Source organism: Dyadobacter jejuensis (assembly GCF_003149085.1).
GTDB classification, from domain to species: domain Bacteria; phylum Bacteroidota; class Bacteroidia; order Cytophagales; family Spirosomataceae; genus Dyadobacter; species Dyadobacter jejuensis.
This window is the reverse complement of record NZ_QGDT01000010.1, coordinates 130,728-152,877: the sequence shown is the minus strand read 5'-3', so window position 1 is coordinate 152,877 and position 22,150 is coordinate 130,728. Positions and strand designations below refer to the sequence as shown.

Genomic DNA, 22,150 nt, shown 5'->3' with positions numbered 1-22,150 from the left:
TTAGGGTGGAAATTTTTCGGTTTCCAATCCGATCTTAATTGTATTATGCCGACAAAAGTACGACATAAACGGACAGGGTTTTCAGAAAACTGAATGAATTTCTATGATTTTCATTAGGATAATGGAAATGGCTAAAATTAAAATTTGAAATACCGAACAGGAATGCTTTCTTTGTAGTTAAGTATATTCAATCTAAATAAAGACCCATGTCCGCGAGAACAGTATCCCAGCTAAAGAAAGGTGAAAAGGGGATCATAAAATCCTTTAAAGATCGGTTAATGTCGTTGAAGCTGTTGGAAATGGGATGTGTGCCCGGCTGCACCGTTCGGCTGGACGGGTCCGCTCCATTTGGTGATCCGGTGTGTGTCAACATTGGAGGCCAGTATTGTTTGTCGCTGCGCATTAGTGAGGCGGCGACCATAGAGATTGAATAGTTGCATTTATTTAAAGATCCCATTGAAAGATAATCGTCTAAAAGTTGCATTGGTAGGAAATCCCAATGCTGGAAAATCTACATTATTTAACTCTTTAACTGGTCTGCGTCAAAAGACCGGGAACTTTCCGGGGGTGACCGTCGAGAAAAAGTCTGGGACTTTCTTGCTAAAAGGACCTAACAACCAAGGCCTTACGGTAACAGCGGTCGATTTGCCCGGGACCTATAGTATCTATCCTAAGTCGGCAGACGAGGCGGTGGTGATGGATATATTGGCCAATCCACAGCATCCCGACTATCCCGATGTGGTAGTGGTAGTGGTAGACGGCTCCAATTTGCTTAGAAATTTATTATTGTTTTCGGAGATTCATGACCTGGGGCTTCCTACGGTTATGGCCTTAAATATGCTGGATGTCGCCTCCGACCGGAATATTACGGTCAACGCCGTTCAGCTAGCCATGCATTTTCAGGTGCCTGTAGTCAATATTAATGCGCGTACCGGCACTGGGGTTACTCAATTGAAGGAGGCTATTTCGGGGGTGATTCATTCCCCTAAATACCAATTGAAGTCCTATTTTTATAATCCGGCCGATAGCTTCCCTGCGCTGATTTCGGAGGTGAAGGCGGAATATGGACTGACCAACGACTACATGGCGATGCAGTATGTTTGTCAGCACGACAATTTTACCTTTGTGGAGAGGGCCTTGCAAGTAAAGTTGGATGGGCTCATTGAAAAACATGATTTCGATGAACAAGATTTCTTGGCTACCGAAACCATAGATCGATATGAAAGGCTAAAACCCATTGTAGACAAGGCGGTAAAAGTTACAGGAGAAACCGAGCAGCCATACTGGACGCGACAATTGGACCGACTCCTGCTCCATCCCATAGGGGGATATCTCTCCTTTGCTGCCGTGTTGATACTGGTGTTTCAGGCCATTTTTGCCTGGGCCTCCTATCCAATGGATCTGATAGACGAAGCCACGGCCACCACCATTGGTTGGGTCAAGGATATGCTCCCTCCCGGCATACTCAACGACCTGATTACCGACGGGGTACTAGCGGGTGTGGGGGGCGTGATCATCTTTATTCCGCAAATTGCCATTCTATTCGCCTTGGTAGCCATCCTGGAAGAGTCGGGCTATATGGCCAGGGTGATGGTGATTATGGATCGGTTGATGCGCAAATTTGGGTTGAATGGCCGTAGTGTGGTGCCCCTTATTTCGGGTGTTGCCTGTGCTGTGCCCGCCATTATGACCACCCGGAGTATCAATAGCCGCTACGAGCGGTTGTTGACCATCCTCGTAACGCCGTTGATGAGCTGCTCGGCCCGTTTGCCTATTTACGCTATACTCATCGCTCTGGTAGTGCCCGCCCAAAAAGTCTTAGGTATATTTAATCTTCAGGGGCTGGTATTGTTTGGATTGTATTTACTAGGCCTGGTAGGAGCCTTGGCTTCGGCCTGGGTCATATCTTTGTTTGTCCCTCGAAAGGAGCCAGGATACTTTATGTTAGAAATGCCATCCTATAAATTACCCCGTTGGGGCCATGTCGGCATGACCATGTATGAAAGTGTACGGTCTTTTGTTTTTGAGGCTGGTAAAATCATCGTAGCCATTTCCATCATCTTATGGTTGCTGGCTTCTTATGGGCCTGGCGATCGTATGGACAAGGCCGAACAAGCCGTAGTGGCCAGCATGTCGGTAGATGCGACTCAAGAAGACGTAGACGCTGCCGTGGCTTCTGCTAGGCTGGAGAACTCTTATGCCGGGAGTTTTGGCCATTTTATCGAGCCGGCCATTCGTCCTCTGGGTTACGATTGGAAGATCGGCATTGCCTTGTTAGCATCTTTTGCAGCCCGAGAGGTATTTGTAGGAACCATGGCTACTATTTATAGTATTACCGGCGACTCCGAAGACGTGCTTACTGTGAAAGAAAGGTTGCAGCAGGAACTTAACCCTGAGACTGGCCAACCCATGTATACCACAGCCGTAGGTACGTCACTCCTCATGTTTTATGTGTTTGCGATGATGTGCATGAGTACCATTGCGGTGGTATATAGGGAAACCAATGGCTGGAAATGGCCGCTTATACAGCTTTTATACATGACGGCCTTGGCTTATGTTTCCGCCTTTATAGCCTATCAAGTTCTTTCATAAGTATTGCCTTAAAGGATAATAGTCGGCCCAATAGGCGGATTGGTTCAGTCCAGTCTAAGGTGTTCCGCTACGTCGGAGGCTGTTAAGCCGGCCATGCCCGTTTTTTTGATGGCGGCGTCTCCGGCCTGCCCATGGGCATATACCCCCAAGCGGGCGGCGGCCACTGGACTATAGCCTTGGGCCAAAAGGGCGGTGATGACCCCCGTAAGTACGTCTCCCGTACCTCCGGTAGCCATGCCTGGATTGCCTGTCGTATTAAAATAGACCCGTCCACAGTCGTCAATCACGGCAGTATGGGCTCCTTTGAGGCAGATGATGACTCCGTGCTTTTGGGCAAATTCCCTGCCTTTATGGAGGCGGTCGAGGTCGGAGCGGCCAGGTCCAGCCAGGCGCTCAAATTCCTTAGGATGGGGTGTTAAAATAGATTTTCGGGGTATTAGCCCAAACAATTCCTTGTTTTCTGAAAGTAGATTGAGGGCGTCGGCGTCTATCACCAGGGGGCAAGTCGCTAGCGACAACAGTTGTTGGAGCATCTGTAGGGTGCCCGTATGTTGGCCTAGCCCAGGACCTATCCCCACAGCCGTATAGCCTTGAAGCTCGGGTAGGAGGGTATTAATTTTCTTTTTTACGTCAATAGAGGCCATGGCTTCGGGTACACTTACCTGCACGATTTCGTAGGCACATTTGGGAATGTGCAGGGTAAGCAACCCCACTCCGGCTCTCAAACAAGCCTTAGCGGCCAATACTGCCGCTCCTACTTTCCCATAGCTTCCGGCAATAATCAATGCATGCCCAAAAGTCCCCTTATGGGCGTACTTGGCTCTAGGCTTTTTGAGCCTTTCGGCCGATTCGTAGTCGGTTAGTTCGTAGGGGGTGTCGCAGTGGGCAATGAAGTCTTTGGCAAGACCAATGTCTACCACATGCCATTCTCCGGCATAGGCGGCCGAATGAGGCAGTAAAAATGGTAATTTTGGAAATTGGAAGGATACAGTGTAGTCGGGTTTAACGATGGCATCGCTGGGGGCGTTTAGCCGATCCATAAATAATCCGCTGGCGATGTCTACCGCTACTTTTTTGTTGTCGCAATGGTTGATCTTATCAATTGTTACCGCTAATAGCCCATCAGCGGGCCTGTTCAATCCCGATCCCAACAAAGCGTCAATAATAATAACTTGGTCCGAAAGTTCCGGGATGTCCGCTTCCGAACTGAGGAGTATGGGCCGATGATGTCCCTGTAGTCGATCCAGGTTGGCCCGATAATCGTCTGAAGGGTTTGAAGTATGGGCTACCAGATATACCTGTATAGAGTAGCTTCGTTGGGATAAAATTCGGGCAATAGCCAGGCCATCGCCGCCGTTATTGCCCTGTCCACAAAATATGGCTACTGGTCGTGTCTGTACAAACTGGTTGATATACCAATGCACAAAGGCATGAGCGGCACGTTCCATAAGGGCTAATGGGCTAATAGGCTCCTGGGCTATGGTATAAGCATCGGCCTGTCTGACCTGTTTTCCGTCTAATATTTTCATGATAGGTTTGGCTGGTCGTGGGTGTTTTACGGGTGTAAGCAAAAATTGGACTAGGGAATGAATTTTCAAATGATCGGAGCCCTATTTTCTATTTAAATCTAAAAGAACGATAATTATGCTCATTTTTAGGTGATAACCCTTTGACAAGTGAATAATAAAATCTATTTTTGCACTCGTTTTTAAAAGACTGTTTTGAATGAAGGGGCGTCACCTCTTCCGCTGGGAGCAGGCAATTTACTTTAATTTTATAAAAGCATTCGTCATGAGCGAACTTATTAAACTCGTAGAAGCTACGATTGAAAATCGTAAATCCGAGTATCCTGCCTTCGGAGCAGGCGACACCATCAACGTTCACGTGAAGATCCGTGAAGGAGGTAAAGAACGTATTCAGCAGTTTCAAGGAACGGTGATTCAGCGTCGTAACGCCAATTCTACAGGTGAAACTTTTACAGTACGTAAAATTTCAAATGGTATTGGTGTGGAGCGTGTATTCCCTATTCTTTCGCCAAGTATCGCTAAAATTGAGTTACTTCGCCGTGGTAAGGTACGTCGTGCACGTCTGTACTTCCTACGTGGCCGTCAGGGCAAAGCTGCTCGTATCAAAGAGCTTAAGAAACCAACGAAATAGTCTATATTTCAATCGGAAAGTTGGAACCCTGCCTGTGATTCGTTGCATGCAGGGTTTTTTCTGTTTATAGGATGGCAGTGGGAACTCTAGGAGCCAAAAGAATGGTTTTTACAGAAATAATATTTTTTAATAATGAATTTATCTTTTTTCAAATATCAGGGAACAGGCAATGATTTCGTCATGGTAGACGATCGTCAGGAATCTTTTCCTATCGACAAAGCCTTGATAGCCCATTTGTGTCACCGACGTTTCGGAATTGGAGCCGATGGGTTGATCCTAATACGGAAAGCTGAGGGTTACGATTTTCGAATGGTATACTTTAATTCGGACGGAGGAGAAGGAAGCATGTGTGGAAATGGGGGGCGTTGTGCCGTTCGGTTCGCTCATGACTTAGGGTTGTTCGCCGAAGAGGCTACTTTCATTGCTGTGGATGGCCCTCATCAGGCAGCCGTTCGGGGCGATATTATCCACCTGAACATGTCGCCAGTTACCGAGGTGACCCAGGCCGTAGGGTACGACTTTATGAACACCGGTTCGCCGCATTATGTTGCTTACGTCGACAGCGTAGCCAATACGGAGGTGGTAACGCTCGGCAAAGCGATACGTTATGGAGAAGAATTTGGACCTCTGGGTGGTACCAATGTCAATTTTATAGAATTGAAAGCTCCCAATCATCTGGCGATACGGACTTATGAGCGCGGGGTCGAAGACGAGACTTATTCCTGTGGTACAGGGGTAACGGCCGGTGCGCTGTCTGCTCATTTGCATCATGGATGGGCGAGCCCTATCGCCGTCGATACCTTGGGTGGTAAGCTTGAGGTGGCCTTTGAAGCGAACGGAGGCGAGGGCTTTCAGAATATTTGTCTGAGTGGTCCTGCGCAGAGGGTATTTGAAGGGCAAGTGGAAATTTGAGAGGCTCTGTTTTTTTAGGAAGGCTCTTAGCAATATGTTTTCTGGAAGTCTTTAGCTTATTGGGCCTCTAGTAGTCCCCCTTTAACGTGGTAAATGGCCTTGTCCAACCAGGCTTCCACCCGGCAGTAGTCCATAGCGGCTATCTTACTGCGAACGCCGTTGGTGCACACCACCACGATGCGCTCATATGGTTCGAGTCGGTCGCGCTGGTTGCGGATTTCAGATAAGGGTATATTGATACCCCCATCATTAAATTCCTCAAACTCCCAAGGCTCGCGTACGTCGACTACTAGGGTATTGGGTTGAAGCATCAAAGACTTCATTTCAGCCAAGGAAATATCGGTGTAAGTATTCTTAATCATGATTCTCTGGGAGAATTATAGAAAATCCGCAGCATTTACGGCTGCGGATTTTCTATTTTAGTATCATTTATCTCGAAAATGGGTGGTCTCTTTCTACCGGAATATTTTTCGAAATGAGTTTGTGAATATCCCTCAAGTAGGTTTTTTCTTCTACATCGCAGAATGACAGGGCAATTCCTTTGGCACCGGCCCGGCCAGTACGGCCTATGCGGTGTACGTACGTTTCGGGAATATTCGGGATTTCGTAGTTGATCACATGGGTCAAAGCATCTACGTCTATCCCTCTGGCAGCGATATCGGTGGCTACCAATACTCGGGTGGTTTGGGCTTTGAAGTTTTTCAGGGCATTTTGTCGCGCACTCTGCGACTTGTTGCCATGGATAGCTTCCGAGGTTACTCCGGCCTTCCTCAGTACCTTCACCACTTTATCGGCTCCATGCTTGGTTCTGGTAAATACCAAAGCGGTGGCTATGGCTTGATCTTCCAATATATGCAGCAATAAGGCATTTTTGTCCGATTTGTTGACATGGAATACCGTTTGACGGATCGTATCGGCAGTAGAAGAAACTGGCGTTACCTCCACCTTCGAAGGGTTCGATAGGATGCTATCGGCCAGCGTTACGATGGCAGGTGGCATGGTGGCCGAGAAAAATAGAGATTGTCTCTTTTTAGGCAATAGTTTGAGTACCTTCTTAACATCATGAACGAAGCCCATGTCCAACATCCGGTCGGCTTCATCCAATACAAAAAGCTCCAACTGGTTCAGTTTAATGAATCCTTGGTTAATAAGATCAAGCAAACGGCCAGGAGTGGCCACCAACACATCTACTCCGCGGGATAAGGCATCCGTTTGTGGTTTCTGGCCTACGCCACCGAATATAACCGTATGGCGGATCTTCGTATGCCGACCGTATGCGCTAAAACTCTCGCCAATCTGAATAGCGAGCTCCCGGGTAGGGGTCATAATTAGGCAACGTATCCGGCTTTTTTCCCCCCTTGGTACGGGTGTTTCGGTCAGAATTTGCAAAATAGGTATGGCGAAGGCTGCAGTTTTTCCAGTTCCCGTCTGGGCACAGCCTAGCAAGTCGTTTTTCTTTAAAATTAAGGGGATGGCTTGTTGTTGAATCGGGGTTGGTGTAGTGTATCCTTCTTCTTGGAGCGCTTTTGAAATTGGCTCAATGAGTTCTAATTCCTGAAATGTCATTTGTGTTTTTTAAAGGGCCTCATTCTGTATGAATCCTAGGCCCGCGGTAATATTGATTTTGGCTTTGCAGCCTGTAAGTAAACAGGGAAGCTTTCAATCTAGTTCAATCTGCTTTCCTATGTACATGCGAAGTTGCAAGTAAGTCCAAAATTACTAAAAATAAAGCAGATATTTTTATAGACTACAAAAGCCCTCTTTAAGCCGCCATGTTGACTCAGGTTTTTTTTACGTCCATGGTCCGAAAGGTAAGGTTAATTCGGGGATGTTTGACGAGCTTGGTAGGGGGTAGGCGGTGCCACCAGTTCTGCTGTGTATCGTCTTTCATCACGATTAGGCTTCCACTTTCTAAAATCGTTGTAATGTATTGCTTGGTAACTTTGTGTTTGAAGGCGAACTTACGGGCCGCACCAAAGCTTAGGGATGCAATAGCGCTATGGTGTGCCAAGGCCTTCTCATCGTCGCTGTGCCAACTCATTCCTTCGCTCCCGTCATGGTAAAGATTGAGCAAACAGGAATTATAATGGCATTCCGTCAATTCTTCAACGCGTTGTTTGAGTGACAACAGCTCCGGCGTCCATGGCAAGGAGGTTTTGGTGGTTTTGGAATAGGTGTAGTCGAAGGGGAGGTCTCCGTACCAAGCTACCATACGCTTGGTAGTGATATGTTTTCCAAACATGACTGCTTCGTCGTGCTTCCAGAGGATCGTTTCGAGCAGGCGCTGGTAGTACCATTGGGCCTCCTGAGAGGGTATGATCAGGCCATAATGCAAAACGGTGCCCTCATAGGGCAGTAGGTTGGGGATGGCATCCTGATTGAATAGATTCATGAAGTGTCGTAAATAGTGAATTCCGTAAGCTTTTACTGTCCGAACCGAGAAGCAGCCTCCCAGCCAAGGATGGCTTGTTTACGAGTGGGGCCCCAGCGGTAGCCTCCTACTAGCCCTGTAGCCTGGATTACCCGGTGACAGGGAATAAGATAGGCAATGGGATTGCTACCAATAGCCGTGCCAACCGCCCTCGAAGCGCCGGGTTTATGCATTTGCCGCGCCATACCACCATAAGTATCTAGCTCACCAACAGGGATCTGAAGTAAGGCCTGCCATACTTGAAGTTGAAATGCGGTCCCTTTAAGATGGAGTTTTATCTGAGGTAAGTTTTGAACGTCTAATCTGAAGAAGGATTGCACGGTATCGTGAAATCCTGGAGCGGCAGTCAGCAGCTGGGCATTAGGAAAAAGGTGGTTGAGCTTGTGAAGGCCGTCGGCTAGGCTGTCTGAAAAACTGATTTGGCATATTCCTTTTTCGGTGGAGGCTACAAAGAGTTGACCAAAAGGACTATCAACATGGCTATAGGTAATCTTTAAGTTTAGACCTCCGTTTTTATATTCCCCGGGTGTCATGGCTTCTATTCGTACGAATAGGTCGTGTAGACGGCCCGTTCCGGATAGACCTGAGGCCTCTACTGCATCAAAAAGCGTTGCCTGGCCTTTACTCAGGACCTTTTTGGCATGCGAAAGGCTGATGTACTGCAAGAATTTTTTAGGACTAACTCCAGCCCATTCTGTAAACAACCGTTGGAAATGATAGGGGCTAAGGTGGACATGAGCCGCTATTTCATCCAGAGATGGTTGTCTTTGGAAATGATCTTGAATGTAATCAATTGCCAGGGCGATCCTTTGATAATCTATGTTTTGCTGGAGACTCATCGTACATGGTTTTTATACTACAAATCTACTGGATTGCTATGGCTATAGAAACCCGAAACTTGCTAAGATCCGTCCTGAGCGGGTTCATGGACCCAAGAATATATATATTGGTTGGCTTTGTCGACCCATATCTTTTGGCCTTGGCAAGTCCAGTGGGAGTCGCCTTTTAGATAGGGATTTTCTGGAGATTTCCGGAAGTCCTCTAGCACATCTATAGCCTCCATCTGCAATAGTGGGTGCTGTACCGTCCTTGTGATCAGCTGGTTGTAGTCCCCATACGTGGGCATCAGTACCGATACTTTATTGGGGATTACCGAAAGTATGACCCTATCAAACCCCATTTTCTCTAATAGCGCTTTCGATTCGTTGAGATGGCCCACTATGGAGTCTACCTCTGCTTGGGACAGGTCGGTGAAAGAGGAGGTGATATTCGGAGTATCCGTATCCATATAATAGACAATATCTTCTCCCTGGTTTACCAAGGTTACTTCAGGGGTGGTCCTACCAAACACCCGAAGGTTAAATTGGGCCTTCCACTCTTTTAAAGTTAAGAAAAGGCTGTTTTGAAACAATAATTGGTCTAGGCGACCTTCGGTGCTAGAGGCCCTGAATAGGTCGTCGAGCCGATTCATGGGGGTATTGGGGTATGCACCCACAAAAGTTGCCGAATCGGGCAAGATATTTTGGATGGGATGATGGGTGAATTTCTCCCTAAAATGCCTTTCTACCGTTTCCAAAATGAGAATGTTGATAGCAGTGGTGTCGGGCTTTATATGTAGGGTCTGGCTCCAATGGGTGTACAAGTAACGCTGAGCCGCAAAATTTCCCTGGCCAATCCGGTCTGCTTCCGTGAAGCTATCGCCTACGATATACAAATGGACGGGCTTGGTAGTGCCATAAGAGTCCATCGGCCGATAGGGCGGGCAAGGGATTCGTGGATCTTTAAAGTCCTTTAAGTTGGAAAGCCGGTAGAGGTCCCCATACCGATAGCTATCGTGAACCAATCCGGGTTCCGCGGCCCATTTGGTAAGCTCGGTGCTGGTGCCTATAGCCCAAATTCCTATAAAAATAAATAAGAAGATATAACGTGCCAATTTCATGGATTATCGCAATTTAATAGACCAGATCTGAATTTTTTCCTCAGAGTGGCTAAAAATCAAAAGTTTGTAATAGCCTGGTTGATAGGTGATTCGGATAGGCGACTCAGAAGGGATGGCCTTGTCGCCCAATCGGTTACCTTGCAGATCGAACAAGGTGGTATAGCTCCCCGACTTGATGCTGATAAATCGGTTGTCGGCGCCAAAAAAATGATACTGAATTTCGGCATTGGGCATAATATCTTTGATCTCGAAGAGCTCTTTGCCATTTTGGTCCAAGATAGCCGTCCTTGAGTCCGTCGAACGGGTAAGAACCCAGTCTAGCGAATTTCTGTCAAAAATAATTTTAAAGGTCGCTCCGGGTAGGGGGCGTAAGAGCTGCTTTTTGGAAACAATTTTTCCTGCCAAATTGATCCGGATCAGCTGACCGGATATACTCACGCCCAATAATTCGGGCTGCCCAGTGGTATGATTCTGCGTCCAGGTGAATGGGCCAGCCGTTCTGGTGAGTAGGTCGCTGGGGAACCCTCTTTTGACCATCCCAGTATCGCCTAATAAAAATATTTTTCCATTACGTTGGCTCACGATAAATCCTCGATTACCAATTTGATTGAGTGCCAAAATGGGGCCTTGGATGTTTTCGAACTTCACGCTTTGGCTGAGTTTCTTTAATGGGCTGGTAACGCTTTCCCAGATATAAAGCTCTTCCGTTTGGCTGCGAATAATAAACCGGTTACTGCCGTCTTGCCCACCATCTACGAGGTAAACGGCGGCTATTTCCTTGCCCAATGGGAGGGATTCTCTAAAGGTGGTATAGACGGAGTCATCGTCCTGGTCGATGGCATAAATGGACTTGTCCGTAGCCAAGATTCGTTGTTGCCTGCCAATATTTAAGAAGTCGACTTTAAAAGATTCGGTTTTCAAATTTCCGTCGAGTTGAATGATATTCTCGATTTTTCCGGTTTTGAAGTTTTCAACCTTTAATAAATTATAATGCTGGTCGGTAAGCAGGAGTTCGGAGGTGCCGTCTACTGGGTTTTGAAGAGCCGCTAAATGCTGGTCGTAAAGCTGAGGCCATTCGATGTCGATATTCAGGAAGGTTTTGTTGAGTACCTTGGCCGCTGTGGCTCGTTTCTTGGGAATTAGCGTTATAGAGGGGATCGCCTGGCGGCCGTTTATCTGGCAACCAACCACGATGGTTTCAATTTTGGCCAGCAAATCTCCATAAACTTTACCCTGAGATCGGCCAGGAGTGGCTTGGAGCTTTCTTAGGTTGGCGACCATGGCTATTTGGCACTCTTTGGTGCTGTTCACCAGCAGGCTGTCGTAGTCGGGGGCTTGCTTCCAGGTAACATGATTCTCGTAATCTACCAAATAGTTCTGCAATGCTTGTGCGTTATTGCTCATCACCAAATAGGGTGCTACATAGGTAACGTAGGTCTTAGTAAAACCAGTAAAAGCCGAGCCAAAGAGGGCTTGTGGCATCTGTTCAACGCCAATGGCAAAAATATCATAACCCTGGAATTTTCCTTGACTGGCATTGGTCTCCTCATTCGACAGCTTGGCAAGCTTTTGTAAAACTACCCGAAGTTTGTCATACTGATTGAATTCGGCCAAAAGAATTTTGGCATCTACCAGGCTGTTATTCTGCTCTAGCTGACAAAATATGAGTTCAGATCCGAAGCTTTCTAGGAAAAGCTCGCGCTCTTTTCCAATATGATAATATAGCTTTTTCCAAGCCTCGCTATCTTCATTTTCGTGCCAATCCAGATAATTTTGATGGAACTGTTCTTTGTCGGCTGTGGCATATCGATACAGCTGGGCGGTCTGTTGCGATATATATTGGTGCCCTTTAAAAGGTAAGGACCCCACATTTTTGAATAGTTGAGTCAGATAGTAATCAGGACTTGGGGAGCCTTCCGAAGTAAAAGAAACGTTGCGGCCCTCTTGGGTGGTAGCCAGATGAAAGTTTTGGAAGTACGGGAAGTTATTGAGGAAATGGGTATAATGTTGTTGATCCCCCAGTTTAGGAATCACCGATTCCCAGGCGTTCTGAGTCAAAAATACCTTAGTGCCGTCGGTAGAGAGATCGGTCTTAGAAAAAGTTGATTTCAGGTTACGACCTTGTACCCCTAGGGTGGAGGTCCTTAGTACTTCCTCAATCAGATCTCCGAAATAACTGATGATCAGATAATTGTCCTTGATGATAAATGAAAACAAGGGATGCGAACCCGTGTCGTAAATATCCATGATGCGATTATCCTGAAAAGTATGATGCCGCATCCTGATGGCAGGGTTGTCGGGGCGCTCCAGCCACTGGAGGGAGGCTTGCTCCAAAGGGACATACACGATCACCCCCCATTCAGAAGCCGAACGGGGATGAAATGAATAGGTGATTTCCTTTTGAGCTAATAACTTTTGTAACTTCTTGGCATCCGTCGTTAGCAGATTCAGTGACGATAGGTTGTCACTGGCTACGTCGATTAAGGGCAGACGCTTTACGTCCAGGTTCGTTTCTGTGAGTGTGTAAGTGGAGTCCTGTAAATGAGCGCTAGAAACCACCACTATGGCACTGGAGGGGATGTACTTCCAGGCTGAGGAGGAAATTCTATACCATTTAAATAGGAAATATCCTGCCAGTATCATCACGACAGCTGACAGGATAATCAAGTATTTGTTTTTAATCACTGAGATCTTGTTATGCTTTTATAGCTTTGACCTTGTTGTTAAGCTCCATACGGAAATTGAGCAGCTCTTTGAAGCTGCGGATACAAACTTTCCACAGGTTCCATTTTACGATAGACACTTCGCCAGTTTCCCGGTCTTTGTGGGTAATGGGTATATCAAAAGTTTCTTCTCCTGATTTTTTGGCCATTACCGATAAAAATATATTGGGAGCAAATGGCTCTGGCTTTGGAAGTTGGTCCATCAGCTTTTGTAAGAAGCTCCCCTTAATGAGACGGAATGGAATATTGCTATCCATGATAAAAGTCCCATAAATGGTAGATATCGTTCCTCTCAAAAACTTGGTAATAAACAACCTTACACCAGCGTCGTGGCGGACTTCGCGATACCCAAGGATAAAATTCGATTCATTTCGCTTAGCCCATAGCTTATCAAAATCGTCGGAAATGAATTGATCATCACTGTCGGTTTGAAAAACATACTCAGAGCCCAGCTTTAGGGCCGCCAAGTATCCATTCACTACGGCATTTCCATGACCGCCGTTTTTCTGATGAATAACCGTCAGGTTCGATACCTCCCCTTTAAGTTTATCTAGCAACACTTGGGTGTTATCTTTGGAACCATCGTTGATAACGATCAGGGTCGTGTTATCATTGGGGAACTTGTCTCTAAGGAAGTTAGTCCAATTGTATACCACTTTTTCAATACAATCTTGTTCATTGTATGCAGGCATTACTATACTCAGAAGGAACGACATTCAATTATAGATTTGGTAAGTTTGTGCGAATTTAGTAAATATTAATGGATACCACCCATTCAAATAATTATAATTACTTAGCGTATTTATCTTTAAGTGAATTAATTGGTTTTTCGAAGAAATGCCAGGATACCGATGCTACCATAACCGTAAGTATGGCAAACAGGAGGGCTTCAAAGGGAAGCGAGCCTTTTAAGCTGGGTATTACCTCATATATTTTGTTCATTAACCGTACCGTCGGGTGGTTGGGGCCGCTATGGTAATGATTGTATACGAAGTTATGATAAAGGTATAAGCCATAACTGATTTTTCCCAAATAGATACTGACCTTGTGCTCGAGAAAGGCCTTCATACCCCCTTCAAACCCCACTACGGACCTTCCTATCAGAAAGAAACAGAATACCGAGGACACCAATCGGTCATATACCACATTGGCCACATTATGCAAAGTGGTACCGTAGGTCTTGGACCAATAATGTAGCAAACACCAGGCTACTACACCAGCCAGCACAGGCCATGACCTGCTAAAAAGCTTTTGGAACAAATCGTTTTTGTAAAGCTGTAACCAGGCCATCAGGCCTCCCAATGCAAAGGAGTCCAGGCAGGCAGGCATGGTTACGTAGGAAACAAACCATTCTTTGCCCGTGTAGAAGAAATAGAAGCGAAGCAATACACTAAATAGTCCCATCAGCCCCAAGACTGGGATTAGCCGATTGCGAGAGACGAAAAAGATGAGAAATGGGAAAAAAATATAGACCTGCTCTTCTACGGCCAAGGACCAGAAATGGTCTACCACGCCCATCCAGTGTTGGTTGATAGCGATGTAGATGTTGGTACCATACAGGACGAGCCATAGCCATGTATCGCGAACTGGAGGGACATTAAAAATGAAAAGTAAGGCGATGCTCAGGTAATATACCGGAAAAATGCGGATCGTTCGCCGAATAAAAAACTTACTTAGATACCGGCCCATACCTCCGGGCTGGTCTATGGTCTTGTCCTTGCTCTTAAGTAGGATTCGTGATATTAGGAATCCACTTAAAACAAAAAATATGGTTACCCCCAATGGGCCTAGAGGAATGATATTTACCTCGGCGAACCAGTGGTCGATTAATACCAGTGCGACGGCGATAAACCGTATGCCATCTAGCTGAATGATATGTCCTTGTGGTGTTGCACGCATAATTACCAATTAACCTCAATTTTTTCTACCTTGACTTCCGGAACGTTTAATGTTTCATTTTGGAATAGGATTCCGATTTTATCTCCTTCTTGACGGATAATTCCTAGTTTGTACGTGCCCTTTGTGAGCTGGTTAAATGGAACTTCACTATAGAAGCCTGGGGCGAAATAATATTGTTTCAAGAAAAGTTGTTTGCGGTTTCTGTTCCGAGTTCTATAAGTAGGATATACGTAGTATCGATCCTTGTTACTTAATAGTATATACACCCCGCTGTCTTGAAGTCGTTGGCTCGTAAAGTTAACGTTATTGACCTGAAGATTTAGGGGAGATTCTTTAAATGAGATTTCTTTCAGCAAAGCCGATAGCCCTTGGGTGGGCCCGGCATATCCTTGCTTGTCGGCAAGCTTAATAGCCTCAAACCATTGGGTATAGTTAACGGGAGTTTTGGCCATAATGGTCTGGGCAAAATCTGTTTCCGGTGGTAGCTCTAGTTTCTTGTTGGTATAGGTCCAGTTAAACTGATCGGTGGAGAGCATCTTCCGCAGATTGACGGCGTCTACCAAATGAAAATGATAACTGAATATATTGAAAATCACGGCCATTAAAGTGATAGCCGAGATATATGGGCAAAGGAAACTGCCCCGAATGGGCACCACAATATACAAATAGGCTATAATGAGCAATAGGACGGAATAGATTTTAAAACGGCTGGTAATAAGCCCCTCTAAGCCGAATCCAGCCCTTGAATACACGACGACTACGGCAGTACCAAGGATAAACATCAAGGCGCCTAAACTAAAGAGGTCTAAAATTTTTTCGTTCCGGCTACCATACTTGTTTTTGGAAAGTCGGTATAAGGTGTTCAGCGTAATGGAAATCGCCACCAGGAAAAGCGCCGACCCTACGAGAATACATACTTGAAAGCTGTTGGGTACTGGTACCGATTCGGCAAAGGCCCCCAAAAAGGCCATATAACCTTTTAGAAGGTCAAAAAGGCCGGCCTTGGTTGCGGGGTTGGAGACGTTGCTGTTATACCAATAAAAATAGCAAAAAATAGCGCCAGCACTCATAACTACCCATATGGCCAACCGTTGAGGTTTTCGGCTCAAAAACAACAGTACGGCTACTATGGGGAGGACCATGAGGCCATTACCACTCGTAAGTACGGTGAGACAGGCCATGAGCAAAGAAAGGGCAAACAGACCGTTACCAGGCTGGATAGCCCAATAGATAGTCCATAGTACTAGGGTAATCACACCAAAATTCTGGACGGAGGCCATGCCCCAATACATATTTTCCCAAAAGGCCAGGGTAAGCCATAGAAACGGAATAGGTACTAAGGCGAACAAGGGTTTCTTGTTTCTCTTTAATATCGTGAAAAATAGGGGGAATGCCGCTAGCAGGAGCAGATTTCCGGCTATCATCAGATGCCTATAGTTCAGAGCCCCTGCCAGCTGATAGTCTGCCCAAGCGATGAGCCTGGTGAGGGCTATGCGGTGTTCGTTATGCTGCTTGGTAATGGCTACCCACTGTTGTTGCCAATGTTCAGCCTTAGTCATCTCTACAATAAAGGCCTTAAGGCTGTGATCGTCCCATTTTGGTATATTGATGGCATAGTAGTCCCATACCATAAAAAATACGACCAATGGAATCAATAACAGGATTAAGACTATGATTGTAGAAATATTCCTGTTCATGTCAAAGTAGGTATGGCCAGGATACTTTGGGCTATTGAGGAAGCATCAAGTCCAGAGAGCTTCTGATGGTAGCCTTGGCTGCCATATCTTGAATTGGGGTACCCCTCGGCTTTGATGCTCTTAAAGGACTGAATAGGGATACCTGCTTCTAGCAGCTGAACGCTCAACTGTTGAGCTAGGCCACCAGTTCCAATATGTTCTTCGGCAACTACAATATTTGGTGTTTTTTGAAGTAACTCTTTAAGCTCGGCGGTTAGCTGCAAGGGGAATCTTAAGGCCGATATAATATTGGTTTTGGGCATGAGCTCGGGATAGGCATCCAGAGCGGCAAGCACGTTATTGGCAATAGGGCCTAAAGCAAAGACGGTCGTGTCGGCGGTGGGGCTTTGATGGATCAGCTTAAACGAGCCCATCGTCACGGCCTCTTTGGGCGTCGTTTTCCCGGCTCCTAGCCTAAGGTAAGCCGGACGTTTTTCATTCACGATCTGAGTAACAACCGAATCTATTTCGTCTGAAAAGGCCGGGGTCCAGACCTGAGCATTTTGAAGGCCACTTAGGCAGGCCAGATCTTCGATGGTATGGTGGCTGCTGCCCATGATGCCATAGCCATAGCCACCCCCGTTGCCTACCAGGAATACCGGCAGGTTATTGAAGCACACGTCGTTGCGGAACTGCTCCAAACACCTATATACGATAAAGGGTGCGATGCTGTAACAAAACACCTTATAGCCCTTATGGGCAAAGCCAGCGGCAACGCCCACCATGTTTTGCTCGGCTACCCCAGCGTTGACAAAACGAGGGCCGAGGGTGCTCTGCAGGTTTTCGAGGGCATTATAGCCCAAGTCGCCAGTAATAAAGACGATAGAATCGTCCTCTAGGGCGAGTTTTTCTATACTTGCTGAAAATTCTTTTCTCATTTCCGTAATTGTTTTACGAGTGTGCGAATCTCTTCTGCCGTTTTGTATGATTTACTTCCTCGGCGAATGCGTGTACGAATGTACTTGGGCCGCTTCTTCGTTTCCTCGAATATTTTGGTGATGTACTCGCCCAAGAAGGAGATCCCCAGGATAGTTAGGCCTCCGAAAAATACGATGAGGACTATGACCGTACTGATCCCCTGTGGGGTATCGGGGAAGAAGATTAATTTAGCCAGAATCTGCCAAATTATTCCCAATATCGACAGACCCGTGAGGGCAAATCCGGCATAACTCATTAGCTCCAGCGGGGCAAAGCTAAAGGAGAAAATGGCTTTTTTGGCCCACCATATGTTTTTTGCCCAATTATTGGTCGATACTCCGAACATCCTTTCGGGGCGAACGTAGGGAACACCCGTTTGTTTAAATCCTACCCAGGCCCGAAGTCCTCTCAAAAACTGTTCGGTTTCGGGTAGGTCCACGAGTTCCTTCACCACCTTACGGTCGATCATCGAGAAATCGCCGGCATCGCGGGGGATAGGGATATAGCTTAAGCTTTGGAATATCTTGTAAAAGCTCTTATAAAAGAAATGAATATGCGGCTTCATCTCGCGCTGAACACGAACCCCATAAACCACATCATTCCCATCCATCCATTTTTCATAAAAATCAGGGATGATTTCTGGCGGATCCTGGAGGTCGCCATCCATGAGGACGACACAGTCGCCGGTGGCGATCTCCATACCGCTCAAAAATGCCGACTGAGAACCAAAATTTCTGGAATGACTGATACCCACTACATTCGGATCTTTGTCACATATTTGATTGATCACCTCCTCTTGGTTGTCAGGGGAGTTGTCGTTGACAAAAATGATCTCATAGCGTACTTTTAACTGGTTAAAGGTTTTTACCAGTCGTTGATACATATATGGAATGGCCTGAGCGTCCTTATAGCAAGCGATGATTGCCGTAATGACAGGGTTCAGTTTGGGGTTTTGGAAGGCGGGGATTACACTTTGGTCATAATCAATGTTTTCCTGCCATTGCAATGTTTTTTGAAGTCCAACTTCAAGCGGAGTCCTGGCCTTCCATCCAAAGTCCTGTTGGAAGGCTTCGGGGTTGCCGTACCATTCGGCAAGGTCCCACTTTCGGTTGTTCATGCTTCCCCATTCGGGTTGTTGCCCGATAGAGAAGGTCTTGCGGGTGGTTTCGATCAGGTCGCCAATGGTGGTTTTGAGGCCAGTAGCTATATTGTACGAATTTCCAGAAGTTTTGCTATCAATTCCATTGGCGGCGTCTATAAAGGCCTCCACACAGTCGTCGATAAATACAAAATCACGACTAATGTCTGGAGATACCAAAGTAGGCAAGGTCTTGGCCCGGGCACATTCTATTAGCTTCGACATCAGCCGGTCGGGCTCTTCCCAGGCTCCATAAATGGAGTAAAGCCTTAGGTTTAAGGTCTTTAGGTGATGTGCCTTGGCGTAGTATTCTAGCAGATATGCCGCTGATACTTTAGAAACCGCATAATGACTATTGGGCTCCACCCGGTCTGTTTCCTGGGGAGCGGTGCAGTTATAGCCATACTCAGAGCTACTCCCTGCATGGATATAGGTCATCTCTGGCGTGCAGTTCTGTAGTAAGTTTACAGTACCTAGCACGTTGGTTTCATAGGTAAGATTTACGTTGCTTTGCTTGGAATAGGCCCCATAAGCTGCCAGATTGAAGATAGTCTGTGGCTTGTATTTCTCGAAGACCTCTTGCACCGAATTATTCGAAAGTATATCACAATGAATGATATTTTCGAAGGGGACATTCAGTAATTTTAGTCGCCAAGCTTTGGTGGCATCGTGCGTAAGGGCGTAGCAGTCCTTCCTGATTTTAAATATATCTTTGAAAAGATTAGCGCCAATAAACCCACTCGCTCCAAAAACAAATATAGGTCCTTTTAATTTTTCTATCTTATCGTGGTAAACCGGTAATTGGTCAAGCATTCGTGAGTTCATTAAAATATCGATCCTTTACTTCGGTAGTGGCCTGGGTGTACTGATCTTGGTTCATGGGCAAATAATGCCATTCCAATCTGTTTTCCATATAGGAAACTCCCTTGCCTTTAACTGTATCGGCGATTATAACTTTTGGGAGCCCGTTTTTATGTGTTTTAAGTTCTTGGATGGCCTCATGAAGTGCGGGGATATCATGGCCGTTGGCCGATACCGTTTCAAAACCGATGGCCTCCCATTTGGCCACAGAGGCGGTTTCTCCCAACACATCCTGCGTAGAGCCAAAGCCTTGCAATCCGTTTTTATCGATAATCATTATCAAATTATCGAGTCTATTTTGAATGGCATAATGGGCAGCTTCCCAAGTGGTGCCCTCATTGGTTTCACCATCGGAAAGGAGTACATAGGAATAGCTACCGTCGCCCGACACCTTGGCCGCATGTGCTATGCCCGTGGCAATGGGTAGTCCATGGCCCAAAGAGCCCGTAGCAAAGGGTATTCCTTTGTATTGACGTGGGGCAGGATGTGCCGGCAAAGTGGTTCCATCTTGATAGAAAGTATCCAGTTCGGCATCGCTAATCTCCCCCAGCTCATTCAGACAGGCGTATAGAGCCGCTGCGGCATGTCCCTTCGATAGGATAAAGGTATCATCATCGTGTTTATTAAGGAATAAAACGGCGATCATTAGGTCGATACAGCTCAGCGAACAGCCTATATGCCCGGCATGAGCCTTATGGTATAACCCAAGTATCCTAAGTCTTAACTCCCCACTGAGCCTTTCAGGGTTCTGTACGATTTCTTCTGCAGTCATGGCCTTTTGGTGTGTCAATGCGATTTGAGAACTCGATTACAAAGTAACAAGCATTTTAGGTCTAATAAGTGCGCAATATACAAATTCTTATTGTTCGGTATCCCTAATTTCCCGTCAAAAGCTATTCTGAACCATATCGAAGGCCTTTAAGTCGCTTAATCACAATTGGCTCAGACTTATTTTTTTTGAGTAGTAAAATGCTTTCATCTTGCGTGTTATCCATGCGTTGTTGATACTGGGCATCTTTAGGGAAATACAGGTTGGTTAGCTGGGCGTCCTGTACCGAATAGGGTAAGAAGGTCCGGTCCATTTCTGATAGAAACAGAAAATCTGCCGCCGGGTAGAGGATCGTATCGCCAGGTTGATACATTTTCTGAATGGCTTCGGCAGCTTCCATATATGGATTGGGCTCCCGAGGCGATGCAAAATACCCATATTTAACCGAACGGTCCTGATAGAATTCGCGGAGTCGATTGCCAACAAAAAATAGCTGTATACCCAAAAACATAAAGATAAGTAGGCGGTATTCTAGCCTTAGGGAGGCTGCATATACCAGAATCATACTTAATATCAGAATGATATAAGGGAAGGAAAATCCCGAGTAACGTTGTGTGATACCAGTGGTGTGGCCGTTCTTAAAGGCCATTATGATAAGAAAAAGGGTAGGGATAAAACCCATAAAATAGAGCAGCCAGAGCCGGCTTCGCTGAGCATTATCGGCCTGTCGATGAATGTCGACAAGCAGAGAAATGGAAAATATGGCTACTGATAAGATGCTGAATTGCAATCGGCTTTGCGTGTAAACCAACATCGCCATGCCTATCAGTACGAAGGGTGCGATACTTAACCAATTGAAAGATAATTTATTAGAAGGGATATTCGTAGTTACTTTCTTGCTGTAGCGATGGAAAATGACCAGGGCTATTCCTACCAAAACTGAGATGACCAGGTTACGCTTACCCACTAAGGCGTCGGCCATGCCATTGGTATATAAATAAATATCGCTAAAAAGGGGGAGCGATTTGTTCAATACGTTATCGAATGTTGCGGGCAAAGCGCCAAAGGGGTTGTCGAAGGGTCTGGTCTCGGCCATTCTTCTATACAAGTCGGCTTGGTAACTTAAGGTATACAAGGTGTACTGTCCACCACCATAGATTAGCCACCACGTAACCCCGGAAAGTGCGGCGGGGGCGGCCAGAACCATACGCAGCCAGACCTTAAGGTTTCTCAGGAAAAATACCGCATATAAGCCATGGGCTAGCAAAACGGTAATCACCAGAAAATGGGATAATAGGGCGAGGCCAGCGGCCAGGATATAGCCCAAATAGACCGGCCAGCGGCCCTGTTCCTTTTCTTCGATGATGCGTAAAAAGTAATAGGTAGCCAGTAGGGTCAGGAAAAACGTTAAGGAGTAGTTGCGTGCTTGGTGGCTATAAGCGATAAAAAATGGCTCAATGGCCACTACCCCTGCGGCTATGAGGCCGATCCGATCCGAGAAAAAACGTCTCCCAAATACGAAGGTGAGGGCTATGATAGCCACACTAAAAAGGACTGAAAAAAAACGCGCCGAAAAATCGGACATGCCAAATAGGTCGAGCCAGAAATGAAGCAGTAAGTAATAAAACGGACTGTTGCCGATGTCGCTACGGGTCATCGCCTCATAATAGTCCGCTATGGTTTTAGGGGACCAAAACTCTGCCGGGGTAAAACTCCTCGGAACGAATACCTCCTGATAGGTAAATGACCTGAGTACCGTCCGAGGGGCATGGTCCAAGGTGGGCGTCTTCCAAAACGCTCGGGATGTTAATTTTTTGGTAGCAAAAACCTCTTTTTGGTTGGCTCCTTCGAGAACGATTCCCTGGCTAATAACCATGGTACTTTTTTCGTCAAAGAATATGCTATACGCATCTAATTTGTACACTCGTAAGAAGAATCCCAGGCCCAATAAAAGGGCGAGTATGATCCAGGAATTAACAGTTGATTTTGGTTTTGTTAGAGTCATCAAGTCGTAAAGGCTCGTTGCAAATATATTCTGGTGTAGTAATGGGTGCTATTTTGGGCGAAAGTACGCA

The 22,150-nt window shown here is 46.1% G+C and carries 18 protein-coding genes; 4 read left to right on the top strand and 14 right to left on the bottom strand.

Features of this window, described 5'->3' with window-relative positions:
* Positions 1-206 precede the first annotated feature (206 nt).
* Together CLV98_RS17385 and feoB are read left to right on the top strand one after the other, a co-directional pair.
* Positions 207-434, top strand: a complete 228-nt coding sequence (locus tag CLV98_RS17385; RefSeq protein ID WP_109676247.1) for a FeoA family protein — start codon at positions 207-209, stop codon at positions 432-434.
* A 22-nt stretch (positions 435-456) separates the two neighbouring features.
* On the top strand, positions 457-2,592 hold the full coding sequence (feoB, locus tag CLV98_RS17380; RefSeq protein ID WP_109676356.1) for a ferrous iron transport protein B: 2,136 nt from the start codon (positions 457-459) through the stop codon (positions 2,590-2,592).
* 44 nt (positions 2,593-2,636) lie between these two features.
* Here feoB and CLV98_RS17375 read toward each other — a convergent pair whose 3' ends face one another.
* Complete coding sequence (locus tag CLV98_RS17375; protein WP_109676245.1) at positions 2,637-4,121, bottom strand: NAD(P)H-hydrate dehydratase; 1,485 nt, start codon at positions 4,119-4,121, stop codon at positions 2,637-2,639.
* Between the two features lie 262 nt (positions 4,122-4,383).
* On the opposite strand from CLV98_RS17375, the gene rplS reads away from it, so the two are divergent.
* The gene (gene rplS, locus CLV98_RS17370) at positions 4,384-4,749 is read left to right on the top strand and encodes a 50S ribosomal protein L19 (RefSeq protein ID WP_109676354.1); all 366 of its coding nucleotides are present in this window, start codon (positions 4,384-4,386) and stop codon (positions 4,747-4,749) included.
* A 132-nt stretch (positions 4,750-4,881) separates the two neighbouring features.
* Positions 4,882-5,661, top strand: coding sequence for a diaminopimelate epimerase (dapF, locus tag CLV98_RS17365; protein WP_109676243.1), 780 nt, complete (start codon positions 4,882-4,884; stop codon positions 5,659-5,661).
* Positions 5,662-5,717: 56 nt separating this feature from the next.
* Here the strand turns inward: dapF and CLV98_RS17360 are convergent, their stop codons facing one another.
* The 13 genes from CLV98_RS17360 to CLV98_RS17300 all read right to left on the bottom strand — a co-directional run bounded on the left by CLV98_RS17360 (position 5,718) and on the right by CLV98_RS17300 (position 21,999).
* Positions 5,718-6,023 (bottom strand): rhodanese-like domain-containing protein, encoded by a 306-nt coding sequence (locus CLV98_RS17360; protein WP_109676241.1) that lies wholly within the window; start codon positions 6,021-6,023, stop codon positions 5,718-5,720.
* A gap of 67 nt (positions 6,024-6,090) precedes the next feature.
* Positions 6,091-7,227, bottom strand: a complete 1,137-nt coding sequence (locus CLV98_RS17355; RefSeq protein ID WP_109676239.1) for a DEAD/DEAH box helicase — start codon at positions 7,225-7,227, stop codon at positions 6,091-6,093.
* Positions 7,228-7,441: 214 nt separating this feature from the next.
* Entirely contained in the window at positions 7,442-8,053 is a 612-nt protein-coding gene (locus CLV98_RS17350) for an alpha-ketoglutarate-dependent dioxygenase AlkB family protein (RefSeq protein ID WP_109676237.1), read from the bottom strand.
* Positions 8,054-8,085: 32 nt separating this feature from the next.
* A complete protein-coding gene (locus CLV98_RS17345) occupies positions 8,086-8,931 on the bottom strand; it encodes a bifunctional transcriptional activator/DNA repair enzyme AdaA (protein WP_109676235.1) in 846 nt (281 codons plus the stop codon).
* A 62-nt stretch (positions 8,932-8,993) separates the two neighbouring features.
* Positions 8,994-10,031, bottom strand: a complete 1,038-nt coding sequence (locus CLV98_RS17340; RefSeq protein ID WP_109676233.1) for an alginate O-acetyltransferase AlgX-related protein — start codon at positions 10,029-10,031, stop codon at positions 8,994-8,996.
* Positions 10,032-10,034: 3 nt separating this feature from the next.
* Positions 10,035-12,698 carry a hypothetical protein gene (locus CLV98_RS17335; RefSeq protein WP_229203435.1) on the bottom strand — a complete coding sequence of 888 codons (2,664 nt, stop codon included), beginning with the start codon at positions 12,696-12,698 and terminating at the stop codon, positions 10,035-10,037.
* Positions 12,699-12,726: 28 nt separating this feature from the next.
* On the bottom strand, positions 12,727-13,470 hold the full coding sequence (locus CLV98_RS17330; protein ID WP_109676229.1) for a glycosyltransferase family 2 protein: 744 nt from the start codon (positions 13,468-13,470) through the stop codon (positions 12,727-12,729).
* A gap of 73 nt (positions 13,471-13,543) precedes the next feature.
* On the bottom strand, positions 13,544-14,653 hold the full coding sequence (locus CLV98_RS17325; RefSeq protein WP_109676227.1) for an acyltransferase family protein: 1,110 nt from the start codon (positions 14,651-14,653) through the stop codon (positions 13,544-13,546).
* A gap of 2 nt (positions 14,654-14,655) precedes the next feature.
* Positions 14,656-16,350, bottom strand: coding sequence for a glycosyltransferase family protein (locus CLV98_RS17320; protein ID WP_109676225.1), 1,695 nt, complete (start codon positions 16,348-16,350; stop codon positions 14,656-14,658).
* On the bottom strand, positions 16,347-17,267 hold the full coding sequence (locus CLV98_RS17315) for a transketolase family protein (RefSeq protein WP_109676223.1): 921 nt from the start codon (positions 17,265-17,267) through the stop codon (positions 16,347-16,349). The genes CLV98_RS17320 and CLV98_RS17315 overlap by 4 nt, the downstream gene beginning before the upstream one ends.
* The gene (locus CLV98_RS17310; RefSeq protein ID WP_109676220.1) at positions 17,264-19,258 is read right to left on the bottom strand and encodes an NAD-dependent epimerase/dehydratase family protein; all 1,995 of its coding nucleotides are present in this window, start codon (positions 19,256-19,258) and stop codon (positions 17,264-17,266) included. The genes CLV98_RS17315 and CLV98_RS17310 overlap by 4 nt, the downstream gene beginning before the upstream one ends.
* Positions 19,251-20,078 carry a transketolase gene (locus tag CLV98_RS17305; RefSeq protein ID WP_109676218.1) on the bottom strand — a complete coding sequence of 276 codons (828 nt, stop codon included), beginning with the start codon at positions 20,076-20,078 and terminating at the stop codon, positions 19,251-19,253. Before CLV98_RS17305 ends, CLV98_RS17310 begins: the two co-directional genes overlap by 8 nt.
* A 121-nt stretch (positions 20,079-20,199) precedes the next feature.
* Entirely contained in the window at positions 20,200-21,999 is a 1,800-nt protein-coding gene (locus tag CLV98_RS17300; RefSeq protein ID WP_229203434.1) for a glycosyltransferase family 39 protein, read from the bottom strand.
* Positions 22,000-22,150: the final 151 nt, after the last annotated feature.